Here is a 13,120-nt window from a genome sequence, read left to right as displayed (position 1 = left end):
CCTCTTACTTGATCTTGCCGGTAGGCTTTAAATCTCCTGAACAAGAATCGATATAGTCTCGGTTTCAATGGTTACTCTAGGCTGTGAGCCCTTGTCAAACGTACTGTCCAGATCGCCTTCAAATACCCACTTTTTAACCAACCCCTTTTTGGTAAAATCGGTAGTGAAGTTTGCCAATCCCTTTTGCCTAAGCTTGAGAGCCTTTCCGCCACCACCGGGGACACCATTTATCATATCCCATTCAGCATACACTGTATAGGGTTCAAATATCAGGTGGAGTCCTTCGTCCCCCCGATACATAAAATGACCGCTGTCCGTTGTTCCGGTTAAGATCTTCACTATTTTTTTTTGGGCGTCTTTCGTATCAAAGATTACGAAAGCGTCTGTTCCACTTACTTCAGTACTATCTTGGTGAGGTTCTTTTGCTCTAAAATACAACTCCAGGTATAGCTGGGTTTGGTCATCAGAAATCTTCAAAGTTGCCGTGGAAGATAAGTCACAGTCTCCGTCAAAATTATTGTCTCCTTCTTTTAAAGGTGGGAAATAGGTATGCTGTACGGAAAGTATTTCCTGTTGATCAACACGTAGTGCCGGTTTAATTTCAGGTCTTCTGATAGAATCATTTTCATCTCGATTTTTGCATGCGTTCCAAATGAAACAAAAAAAGCAGATTAAGAGTAAATTGAAAATTTTCGTATTCATTGCGAAAAAAACTATCAAATAACTTATCTATTGACGAAAAAATGTTTGCGGAGGGCGGGATTAAATAGCATTTTACTTAACCTACGCATAAGGATTGTAGAAGGCACAAAAGCCTAAACTACGCACATTAGCCCGCCTTTTCGCAAACATAATGTTAATCAACGTTTGATTTAATTACTCTTTCTTTTTTGAAGACGTAAAGCCCCACACACATCAATGAGCTACATATGAATACCAATGGTATCCAAGGCATATCTGCCCATAGCCAACGAACTTCGATTTCATTACCTCTGAATGGTAAACAGAGAACCATCAGAAACATTGCGATGTACAACAAATTGTTTTTCATACTATTTAAATTTTAAGTAAAAACTGATGCAAACAAAGCCGTTTAAATCAATTTGAACAAACAATTTGGGGTTGAAAAAGGGTTGATTACATCAATTGACTATGATTACCAAGTCTTTGCTTTAGACTTCAATTCACTTCTGCTTTTGATGTTCAGTTTTTTATAAATTTGATTAATATGTGATTTGAGCGTACTCTGTTCTATAAAAAGTTCAGTCATTATTTCTTTGTTTGTCTTCCCTGAAACAATTAAATTATACACCTCTTTTTGCCTCTCCGACAACTCATCAAGTAGAACTTCGATTTCCTCGTTTTTATTCTTAGATTGCTCCCTAATTTGGCTTAAGAGGCTTGAAATTCTTCTACTATTGATTTGAAAATAGGCCGCACCTAAGAACAAACTAACTAGCACCATTAAAAAAATAAGAACCGGGTAATTGTGCAACACTAAACTAATCTTCCCATCACTCCCCCTAATTGAAATAGCAATAGACAGTAACACAAGGGCAATCCCAAGAAGATACTTTTGATATTTGTATAGCATATCTTTTTATTCAAATGTCAGCTAACCTTTGGCTATACGCAATTGTGTATATTTCTCAAATATCCCGGCTTAGTCTCCCCCTATGCCCAGTCGAATTGTCGAACATCGACAAGTACCGCTCGCTCCTTTTATTTTTCCAACCTACCAATTCAGTTTCAAAAAAACGGTGACCCAGCAAGCTTCCATCAACCGTTCAGATTTCTCATTTCATCTTCCAGATCAATGGCTCGTTCCAGTGTCACATTGTCCAGTTTGATATTGGCAACGAAAGCGGAATAAGCCATCGTCGCTGCAAGCCGTCTCAAATCTGTAGCCCAGCCGGGCATATAGGTCGGAGGAAGGAGCCAGCCGTTTTGAAACAAAGGCGCCAGACGAACTGCATCTGCCATAGTCAAGCGTCCGGCAAAAAGGTTTCGCACCAAGTCAGGCCGGTTGTCCCGAATCGCTACCCGTAGAAAAGTATGTACTTCAAATAAGCCTTGGAGATAGACGGCATCTTTGGTAAAGACAACTTTATCCTTTACCGCACCACCGCGAAAAATCCGTTGAGCCGATCTGACCGATTCGATTTCCGACTGCCCGGCATCGAGAAAGAACTTAAACAGATCTATAAAATCTGCACCATCCAAGGCCATCTTCACGGCGATAACCCGAAGCGCTATGCGCCGCAGTCGGGTAATATCGATGGAATTGGTGATCAGCTCGGCCATCACCGCAATGCCTTCCTGCGTGCGGGTAGTCCGCGGCGCTCCGAGACCCAGGGACTTTAGGTTAATTTGCTTTTTCCCATTGAGTTGCGTCGCTGTGTGTACATAGGCCTCATGGTAAAGTAGCTGATCCTTGTCTAGCTCTGAGAAGATTGCGCTTCCTCTGATTCTGATGCGTGTCGCACCGGCGAGCGCTTTGGAGGACATATTCGGATCCAGCACAACTTCTACGGCATCGTGCTCAAAAAACTCATCTACCTCAGCTTTCAACCAACCCGCAAAATCAACAGCTGAAATATCAGTTTCAAGTGGCTGAATGTCTGCATTGCCTACCAATTTATCCGTTACGTCCAAAAAGAATTTGGCTCCATCCACCGCAGTGATTCCCTGCAACTTATACACGGCATCGGGCCTACCATAGATTTTGGTGGAGTAGGCCGTAAACTCCGGCGTGCCGACGTTCAGCAGCATATGTCCGGCATCGGCATAACTCTGGGCAGTATCCGCCAGGAACTTCTCCACCGGATCTTGCTGATCACATTGCTGCACAATCTCTTCCAGTACGGAAACGCTTTTTGTCACATCTGGCGCCTGAATCTTTATTTCTGGTAACTGCGGGCTCCCTTTTTTCCAACCTTCAAGAAATTTATCCTCCGCCTCCGCTGGCCAGGTCAGTGCACTCAGCACTTTGATTTTTTTGCTGGAACTGACGATTGCACTGTCCAGTTTTTGAATTTTTGCTTCATTCATAGCGCCAAGCTTGTTGAGGTAGGATTGGCACTAAAGGTATTGGATTTCCACCAAATAAAAGGAGTAGAAATCACGCGAATCTGGGCTTGGATTTGATTACTTCGAGGTGTCTTTTGTCGGAGAGTTCTCAGAGGAAAATCAGATTAATGGTACGCTATTTTCCTCGTTCCTTGGTTCCCGCACGGATTTCTTGGCTCTTCATTCTTGGCTCCGCTTCTCCGCCCTGCCTGCCGGACAGGCAGCTACGAGCATCTTGATACTTGATATTGGCATCTTGGTACTTTCAATCACTCGTCCTTCAGGCTATCCACCGGATTGGCAATCGCCGCTCTGACGGCTTTTGAGCCGACAGTCAAGATCGTCAGCAGCAAGGACGCCAGCATTACCATGGCAAAAAGACCGACCGAAATCTGTGTTTGGTAGGCAAAAGTCTCCAACCACTCTTTCATCATGAAATAAGCCAGCGGAATCGCGATCCCAAAGGCCAGCAACACCATTATTAAAAACTCCCTGGAAAGCATAAACGTGATCTGGGAGACCGAGGCGCCCAACACCTTACGAATTCCGATTTCCTTCACTTTCTGACCAATCATAAATGAAACCAGTCCATACAATCCAATACAGGAAATCAAGATGGCCAAGCCAGCAAAAATCTTATAGACCAGCGCAAGTTTTTGCTCCGACTCATAAAACTCCGCAATCGACTCATCCAGAAATTGTGCGGTAAAGATCTGCTCGGGATAGTGCTGCTCAAATTTCCCCTGAATCGCAGTGAGCGTAGCTTTATCCGCGGTCTTGTCCAAGCGGACCGCCACTTGCCCGTAGTAGGGCTTAATGGTAGTAATCAACAATTGCTTCATTTCCTCTCTAAGAGAATTTACCGTGAAATCTTTGACTACCCCAGAGATCGGCACCCAACTTCGTCCGCCTAATCGGATCAACTTGCCGACAGCCTCCTCAGGAGTCGTCAGAAGCTTTTTGGCCATCGTTTCATTGATCACCACGTTTCGTATCGTGTCACTCGCAGGATAACCTCTGCCTGCAACAAATTCCATTTCATAGAGAGCAAAGTAATCTTCGTCTGCGAGCTTAAGGAAAGCCGGAAAAGGAAGATCCTCGCTTTTCTGATCAAAATAAAAGTTCGAAGCTGAGTTGTTGTCGGACGATGGCACGTCTGAAGCCTTGCTCGCTGCCATCACGCCGGGGATTCGGAGCAATTCCTGTTTGAAAGTCTCCATGTGATTGGTCTCTCGAGAATCAGCGGGCACCTCCATGTAGTAGATCGCCTCTTTGTTGAATCCAAGGTCCGTTTCCTGCACCAAATTCATCTGTCGTACGGCGATTAAAGTCCCAATCATCAGGATCTGCGCGATGGCAAACTGTAGCACCACCAAACCTCTACGGATGGGAACACCGCCGATCTCCGCACCCTGAAACTTGTTTTTCAAAGCCTGAATCGGTCTGAATCTGGAAATAACCATAGCTGGATAAAAGCCCGAAAGTAGCGTAAGCACCAGGATCAGCGCTACCATAAAGCCCATGATCACCGGCTGAAAGAAGCTGATATCAGCAGGCACATCCGCGATCTTGTCCAAGGATGGCAGCAGCAGATTTGCCAAAACCAAAGCCATCCCCGCAGAGATCATGACAGACAAAAAAGTCTCCCCGAGCGACTGAAACGCAATCTGTGATCTGGAGCTGCCCATGACCTTGCGGACCCCGATTTCCTTGCTTTTGCCTACCGCTAGCGAAGTGGTCAGATTCACAAAGTTGATCGAGGCCATAATCAGGATAAAAATCCCCACGAGGATCAAGGTCTGAATGGTTGACTTGCGTACTAACCGCCCGCTCAGTGGCTCCAAGTCAGAACTAAAGTGAATGTCCGCCAAGGGTTGCATCCCGTGTGATTTGACGGTATTGCCCCTGCCCTCAAAATGTTTTTTAGAAAAGCCATCCAATTGACTTTGTGCCGAGGCCATGTCAGTGTCCGGATTGGTCAGCACATACACTTGAAAATTGCTTCCTGTACTGCCCCATTCCTTCAGGTCAAAGTCAAATTCATCAGGATGGGATCTGATGGACTCGTAGGAAGCCATGAGGTCAAAGTCAAAATTGCTGTTGCCTGGAATATCCTCGACCACCGCTCCGACAAGCAACGATACACCATTGGTCAACTCGATGGTTTTCCCCACTGAGTTTTCCCAGCTCCCAAAATATTTATCTCCTTCTGTTCTGGTCAATACAACTTGATCCGGCTGATCCAACACATTTGCATCTCCAGCTAAAAAATCCACCTCAAACAAATCGCCGTATTCTGAAGTGGAGAAAAACAGAGATTCAGCTTTGTACTTTTCGGGGGTTTGGGAATCTTCTGCTTTACGGATATTGACCTGCACCTCTCCCATCACCATCACAGGAACTACCTTGTCAAAACTGAGTTTTTCCGCCATCAGCGCATCCGGAAAGGGGTTGGCGACTCCAGGATTGGTTTCCAAGCCATCTTCAATCTTGTCTTGGGTGTAGATTCGATACACAGAATCGTAATTCGGCTGAAAGGAATCGTAGCTTAATTCATACGCCACCACCACAAAAAGTAACAAGGCCGCCGTGATCCCGATCGTCAGCCCAACAATATTGATCACCCCAACCCATTTGCTTCGGGTCAGGCCTCTCCAGGCGATTTTAAAGTAGTTTTTGAGCATATTTTCTTTTGAATGGAAGATTGAAGAAGACAAATCCCACCCCCCTTGACTATAAGCCGCATTCAAATACGGGTTAAAAATAAAGGGGGAGTCGGATCTGTTCCTGACTTGCGCTTGTTATTTAAGGTCTAGGTCTTGGTTCTTGTTTCTGCGCTTTTGATTCCAGCGGCTTCTTACGCCCTATACCTTCATCCTATTCCATGCCAGTCAAAAACGCAAAAAAAGCAGGCCCTCGTTGCACAAAGACTCATTTGGCTCTAAACATTTCGGACAGTTTCGTCCGCCAGTGGGCAAAACGATCGTAGCTGAGGCGCCGGCCCTTCTTTGTATATCATAAACCTGGTTCTTAAATAATACGTCTTGTGTCTTGGTACATGATGCTAGCGTCATGGCAGTCCTTTTCGGTAACTTTGCCGCTACTAAACCAACAAACCCAACTAATCATGAGCAGGAAGTATTGTGCGATTGGTTTCCTTCTTTTTTTCACCACCTCGGCCCTTTCACTCGCCCAGCGGATCTCCGGATCATCGACGTTTCGGATTGAAGACGATCTGGAGGAAAGGATCTTTGCAATCGATCAGCTGGAGTTTTTCGAGGATACGACTAATCTGCTTGACTTTGACGACATCCTCCAAACTAGATTTCAGGACAATTTCAAGATCCGCCCGGAGTTTGACAAAAGCAATTTCAACATCGATCACACCTATTGGGTCAAGCTTTCGATTGAAAATAACCCCAATAGCTCCAAGAAATGGCTCATCGAATTTTACGACCAGAGCATTGATTTCCTCACCGCTTACCTGCCTGACCGGGATGGAAACTATCAGAAAACTCAGCTCGGAGATGCTCTTCCTTTTGAGGTCCGGTCTTTCAAGCACAAAAACTTCGAACTGATCATCGCAAACGAGACACAAGGCATTTCCAATTACTATTTCAAGATCAGATCCTCCCAAAAGGCAGACATCAGGATTGCTGTCCGGTCCGTGAACCGCTTTGTCTATTATGCCCTCAGCGAGTACTTCGCCTATGGTATTTTCTATGGAATGATCGCAATCCTGGCACTGTACAATCTGTTGATCTATTCCGCCATCCGCGAAGTCAAATACCTTTTTTACACCTTTTATCTGGTCAGCGTAGGCATTTACGCGATGTGTGTGGACGGCATCGCTTTTCAATATCTGTGGCCAAACAGTCCGGCGTTAAACCAAGTCGCCAACGGGGTTTTTAGCTACTCCATCGTCCTCTGGGCCATTCTTTTCTCCATCAAATTCCTAAACACAAGAAACCGCTCCTACACCATCCATCTGATCCTTTTGGGCATGCTTGCTTTGAAAACCCTATTGTTTTTAGGCGGTTTTTGGGTGGATCAAAAGCTCTTTGAGATCAAATATTACGATGTCATTCCCTTCTTTTTCATCTTTGCTGCCAGTATACACATTTGGAGCAAAGGCTATAAAGTCGCTCGATTTTTTGTGATAGCGTATGGGGTTTTGTTTATCGGGGTGGCTATCAAAGCCCTGGTTAATTCTGCGGTCATTCCCCATCATACGCTGCTTTACTATAGCCTTCATATCGCGTTTCTGATGGAGATGCTCCTACTGACCTTTGCTCTGGCAGATCGGGTGAGAATCCTCAAAGACAACCGTGACCGAGCGATGCAGCGAACGATCCGACAGATCGAGACCAATGCCGAGCTGAAAGAAAAAGTCAACCGGGAGCTGGAACAAAAAGTGAGTGAAAGAACACGCGAGCTGGCAGAGAAAAACCAACTGCTAGAGGACTATGCGATGCAGGTGAGCGAACGTGACGAGGAAATCAAGCGAATCAACTCCTTGCTCGACAAGGACAATTACAAACTGAAAAGCAGCATCAGGGAATCCTTCCAGGCCCGACTCAGCAACAAGCTACTCACCCTGGAGGAGTTCAGAAAGATATTTCCGGATCAGTCTGCCTGCCTGCGGTACTTGGAGGAGTTCAAATGGGGTCAGGGTTTTGAATGCCGTTATTGCGGCAATCTAAAAAGTGCGAAAGGCCCTAAGCTTTTTACCAAACGCTGCAGCAAGTGCGGCCATATCGACTCGGTCACCGCTGGCACGATTTTCCAAGGCATCAAATTCCCGCTGGACAAAGCGTTTTTTATCGCCTACAACACAATCACCCAGCATGAAAAGAAAACGCTTGATCAGTTGGCCGAGCAGCTTGAACTAAGGAAAAATACCGTGTGGGCATTCCGAAAAAAAGTCACTCAAAGCCTGCAAGAATCTGAAATCCTACAACCCAAATGGAATGATCTGTTAGTAATTCAGGATTTCTCAATTAGTTGATACCGCAGTGGATCGTGCCTGCTACAGCGCAAAAATCAAACTAGGAATGCTCTTTTTCCAGACTTAGTATTTATGCGGGATGAAAAAGCCAAAAAACGACTTTTAGCATGAATTAAGCCACTTTTTACCGAGACTAATCAGGGAAATTTGGGGTTCTAAATTTTTGTTAAAACCAAATTTTTACAGCCTTAGTAATATCGAAATAATCCTCAACTCTATTCTCTTTTCTACATTCAATCTTCGCTCTCGGAAAAGCCGGAGACTACCACAAATTCTTTTAGTCAAACCCAAAATTTCTTTCGTATGAAGATGCCTTTACCATCGAGTAAGGAGGCATGGATGTCGGAGATTCGTTCTCTGGCAAAATTATCCATGATGACGGCCCTGCTGATCTGGTCCGTTTCACTTACGGCATTCGCCCAATCCGCTGAGGTCAGCGGCAAGATTCTCGACCCGACGGGCTTTGGCCTCCCGGGAGTCACTATCCTTGAAAAAGGAACCAACAACGGAACCGTTACAGATGTGGACGGGAATTACAAAATCTCTGTCAGTTCACCCGAAGCTATCTTGGTCTTTTCCTTCATAGGATACGAGACACAAGAGATCCCGGTAGGAAACCAGACCACCTTGGATCTGACCTTGCAGGAATCGATCGGTTCACTGGATGAGGTCTTGGTAATCGGCTACGGAACCCAAAAGGAAAGAGACCTCACTTCTTCGATCTCCACATTAAAAACCGAGGACATCGTCAAAACCCCCGCGCCGAATGCCATGCAATCCCTGCAGGGCCGAGTGGCTGGTGTGCAGATCGTCAGTAACGGTGCACCGGGTGCTTCTCCTACGGTCAGAGTAAGGGGAGTTGGATCCTTTGAAGGAAATGCAGCGCCGCTTTATGTGGTCGACGGGATGTTTTTTGACAACATCGACTTCCTCAACCCCAATGACATCGAAAACATCTCTGTCTTGAAGGACGCCTCAGCCGCTGCGATCTACGGGGTACGTGCTTCCAACGGGGTAATCTTGGTCACCACCAAGTCAGGAGCTTATGAGCAAACGCCAGAAATAGTATACGACGGTTACTTTGGGATGCAGGTCCCGCAGAATGTATTGAAGATGGCCAACACGCAGCAGTTTGCCCAATACATCCGAGAAACAGGCTCCGCACCGGACATCGCCTTTTTGGAAAATGCGATCCAACGCTATGGACGAAGCCGAGTTGACCCAACTATCCCGGACGTCAACACCGACTGGTACTCGGAGATCATGAGTCCAGCGTCCATCCAAAATCACAGTCTAACCTTTAACGGCGGATCTGCAAAAACCCGATACTCAATCAGCGGAAGCTATTTCTCTCAGGACGGCTTGCAGAATGAAATCCGAAACGAATTCAAACGTCTCAACCTTCGGACAAAAATAGACACTGATGTAAAAGACTGGCTGACTGTCGGCGGGAATTTCAACTTTTCGGTATCCAGACAATATGTGGGTGAAGACGCGGCTTGGTTCAGAGCCTACTTTGCGGTGCCTACTATACCGGTCTACGACCCGCTTAACACCGCCGCAAATCCGGAGATGCTTTCCAATGCCCAGCAAGTGGGTTACAGAGGAAGCCAAAATCCATTTTATCCACTCCTCTACACCGACAACAGAAACAACGTCGCAAAGGTAACGGGTAACATTTACGCAGATATCAACTTGATCCCCAACAAGCTGGAATTTAGAACTTCCTACAACTACAGCCTGAGCATGGTCAATTCCCGAAACGTGAATTTCGCCTACAACGATGGAGTAACAGAATCCCCTTCCGCTCTGAGGAGACAAAATGAGGCTCGATTTAACCAAATCATCGACAACTACTTCACCTATAACAACAATTGGGGAGATCATATCCTGACCGTTACTGCGGGACAGTCGTTTCGAAGTGAATACGGGGAAGTGCTCTTTGCCAGAGGCACCGGACTCAGCCCCAATCCCACCTGGGAAAACGAGGAATTCTGGTACCTGTCCAACGCTCAAAACCTGGATCTCAATGGGATCGGCGATGTCAACGACAATACCATCAATTCACAACTGAATTACCTTTCCTTCTTTGGCCGGGTTGCTTACAACTATGACGAGCGATACCTCCTTTACGGTACTTATCGCCGGGACGGAAACAATAAATTCCAGCAGAAATGGGGGGATTTCTTCACCCTGGGTGCCGGCTGGGTGATTTCCGAAGAGGAGTTTTTCGGAGTTGACGCCATCAATTTCCTCAAATTCCGTGCGTCATGGGGACAACTCGGAAACGACGGAATCCGGCCCTCTATCGGCGCTCCCACATTGGAAGAAACCAGCACTGCTTTGGGAGATATCCGCTACATCGGCAGAAGACTCAATCCTACCTTTGATCTGATCGACCGATGGGAGACTACTGTCGAAAAGAACTTTGGATTGAATGCCAAGCTATTGGAAAACAGGTTGTCCATTGATGCGGATTACTTCATCCGGGACACCAAAAACCTCGCGGTTAGCATTATCCCTCCGGTATTTAGATCTACTGAAAGACGAAGTGTCGGGGAAATAAGAAATCAGGGCTTTGAGTTGAACCTCACCTGGGCAGATGACATCAACGATGACTTCTCCTACTTCATCGGCGGAAATTTCGCCACCCTGAAAAATACCGTGCAAAGCCTTGGCGGACCACCAAGCTTGGACGCTGGTTCCGCAGAATTCAGACAGCGCTCAATCGTAGGCGAGCCTTATCAAGCCTTCTTCGGCTACGAAGCGACAGGCGTTTTTCAGAATGAGGAAATGATCCAAAGCAGCGGCTACACGGCAGAGTTTATCGATGAGCGAAATTTGGTGCCTGGCGATCTGATCTTCAAGGATCAAAATGGAGATGGGGTCATCAACGACCAAGACAGGGTTGTCCTAGGTTCATTTCTTCCAAAACTGACCTATGGAGCCAACCTCGGATTCTCTTGGAGAGATCTGGAATTCTCTACGCTGATTCAGGGCCAGTCTGGCCACAAGATCCTTAACAGAAAGCGCGGTGAGATCATCTTCACCAACGATACCAATATCGATGCGGATCTGGCGACCAATCTGTGGCGAGGAGAAGGAACTTCGGATAACTATCCTTCGGCAGCTGGACTGAGAAAAGGCTGGAATCAGAATTTCAGCACCTATTTCGTGGAAGACGGCTCGTATTTCCGGATCCAAAACGTTCAGTTAGCATACACCTTCCGGGATATTTTTGAAGGAAAAGTTCCTGTCCGACTGACTTTCACGGCTGAGCGCCCGCTGACGGTATTCAGCTACAACGGCTTCAGTCCGGAAGTTGCAAATGGCATCGACCGCCAAACCTATCCGATTCCGGCGGTTTACACGCTAGGTCTGAATGTCAAGTTTTAATCCCAAAACAACCGAGAACTCATGAGATTATTCAAAAAACTATCGATACTGGCACTGACATCGGCATTTTTACTTCCGATGGGCTGTTCCGGACTTCTGGACGAGCCACTCCAAAACGTCCAAAAAGTCGAAGAGACGGACTACACCGAGACCGAAAACATGATGTTGCTGGTCTATGGCTCCTATGCTCAGCTCAATGACCTGCAATGGGAGTCTTTCCCAACCATCTCCCTGCGTGGCGATGATGTGAACCCGGCGGGAGACCAACAACCGTTGATCCAAACGGATCTCTACGCATACGACCGAAACTTCTGGCTTTATAATTCTACCTGGCTCAACCTCTACTCCGACATCATCTATTGGCACGGTGCGATGGAGGAGCTCATGAAGTATCAGGAAGCGGGAGCAAACCCCGCCCTGACCAACCAGTACATCGCCGAGATGAAAGTCATGAGATCCTTCGAGCTGCTGCTGCTCGCCCGACTCTGGAGTGATATCTTGATCCCGACCAGCTCCCAGCCCAGAGAGCTTTACAGCGTGGAGTTGTCCACCTTCGACGAAGTGATGCAGCACATCTCTGACCAGATGGACGAGGCAATCCCCAACCTCGCAGCGGTACGCCCTAACCAACGAACCGATGTCCCCGGAGGCATCTCCCGATACACGGCACTCGCTGTCAAGGCCATGGCCAATCTCGAAATCAAAAACTTCCAGGCCGTGGCAGATGCAACGGGAGAGATCATCGCTGATGGAAACTTTTCCCTTCAGGATGATTACTACCAATTGTTCAAAATCCCCGGAAAACTGAGCGGAGAAAACCTCATGGAGCTCCAATACTCCGACTACGGCACTGCCACTGGAACCGTGAACAGATACCTCTGGGACTTTTTTGGCCCGGCTAGCTGGACACCTGATGTATCCGGCGCAGGCGGTGGATGGGGATTCTGGGAGCCAACCGCCACGTATGTTAAATTCATGCTGGACCGAGGTGAGCGGGAAAGACTGGAAGCCACCGTGCTTTTCACTCCTGACGGCATCGCCCAGATCAAATCTGATCCTGCCTATGCCACCCTCCCATCTTGGATTAGCAACACATCCAAAGACGGAGATGTGTTTAACAACCACCCGAGATACAAGTTTCTCAGTGGAAAATTCTACCTACCGTCTAACCAACTTACCCCTGGACGGTTCAGCTATGGAGAAAACAAAAACATGCCCGTCATCCGGTACTCAGAAGTACTGCTGATGCATGCTGAGGCACTCACCAGTGGAGCGACGAGCTCTGTGATGACAGCCGATGTGGCAGTGAACACGGTTAGAAATCGTGTCGGACTTGGAGCTCTTTCTGGAGTGACTCTGGATCAGGTCTTGGATGAGAAATATGCCGAATTCGCGACGGAGTGGGGAATCCGATTCTTTGACTTGGTTCGCCATGGGAAAACCGCGCCTCTCAGCTACGAAGGTAGGACCTACACGGATGCAGATCGATTCCTCCCATATCCGCTTCCGCAGGAGGATATCCTGCCACAGCTAAAAGCGGATCAACCTTGATTAACACAAACAGTCAAACCCAAAAGCAATGAAATCGAGCATAGTGAAGAACATCAGACACTTGGATGCCCCGGTTGCTATCGGGATGACTTCTAA

Annotated in this window: 7 protein-coding genes; 3 read left to right on the top strand and 4 right to left on the bottom strand. The window is 47.0% G+C overall.

Annotated features, from left to right (window positions below):
- Positions 1-27 precede the first annotated feature (27 nt).
- The 4 genes from ABD031_RS20780 to ABD031_RS20765 all read right to left on the bottom strand — a co-directional run bounded on the left by ABD031_RS20780 (position 28) and on the right by ABD031_RS20765 (position 5,753).
- A complete protein-coding gene (locus tag ABD031_RS20780; protein ID WP_343854785.1) occupies positions 28-702 on the bottom strand; it encodes a hypothetical protein in 675 nt (224 codons plus the stop codon).
- Between the two features lie 454 nt (positions 703-1,156).
- Complete coding sequence (locus ABD031_RS20775) at positions 1,157-1,594, bottom strand: response regulator transcription factor (protein ID WP_343854784.1); 438 nt, start codon at positions 1,592-1,594, stop codon at positions 1,157-1,159.
- Positions 1,595-1,779: 185 nt separating this feature from the next.
- Positions 1,780-3,051 carry a peptidase MATCAP family protein gene (locus ABD031_RS20770; protein WP_343854783.1) on the bottom strand — a complete coding sequence of 424 codons (1,272 nt, stop codon included), beginning with the start codon at positions 3,049-3,051 and terminating at the stop codon, positions 1,780-1,782.
- Between the two features lie 287 nt (positions 3,052-3,338).
- Positions 3,339-5,753 (bottom strand): ABC transporter permease, encoded by a 2,415-nt coding sequence (locus tag ABD031_RS20765; RefSeq protein ID WP_343854782.1) that lies wholly within the window; start codon positions 5,751-5,753, stop codon positions 3,339-3,341.
- A gap of 443 nt (positions 5,754-6,196) precedes the next feature.
- On the opposite strand from ABD031_RS20765, the gene ABD031_RS20760 reads away from it, so the two are divergent.
- The 3 genes from ABD031_RS20760 to ABD031_RS20750 all read left to right on the top strand — a co-directional run bounded on the left by ABD031_RS20760 (position 6,197) and on the right by ABD031_RS20750 (position 13,024).
- Complete coding sequence (locus ABD031_RS20760; RefSeq protein WP_343854781.1) at positions 6,197-8,077, top strand: 7TM diverse intracellular signaling domain-containing protein; 1,881 nt, start codon at positions 6,197-6,199, stop codon at positions 8,075-8,077.
- A gap of 303 nt (positions 8,078-8,380) precedes the next feature.
- Positions 8,381-11,473, top strand: a complete 3,093-nt coding sequence (locus tag ABD031_RS20755) for a SusC/RagA family TonB-linked outer membrane protein (RefSeq protein ID WP_343854780.1) — start codon at positions 8,381-8,383, stop codon at positions 11,471-11,473.
- Between the two features lie 21 nt (positions 11,474-11,494).
- Positions 11,495-13,024 (top strand): RagB/SusD family nutrient uptake outer membrane protein, encoded by a 1,530-nt coding sequence (locus ABD031_RS20750; RefSeq protein WP_343854779.1) that lies wholly within the window; start codon positions 11,495-11,497, stop codon positions 13,022-13,024.
- The last annotated feature ends 96 nt before the right edge of the window (positions 13,025-13,120 follow it).

Origin of the sequence: Algoriphagus jejuensis (assembly GCF_039523455.1) — a bacterium.
In the GTDB taxonomy this organism is placed as follows: domain Bacteria; phylum Bacteroidota; class Bacteroidia; order Cytophagales; family Cyclobacteriaceae; genus Algoriphagus; species Algoriphagus jejuensis.
Note: the sequence above shows the minus strand (reverse complement) of the source record. Positions and strands in the feature narration are given on the sequence as shown.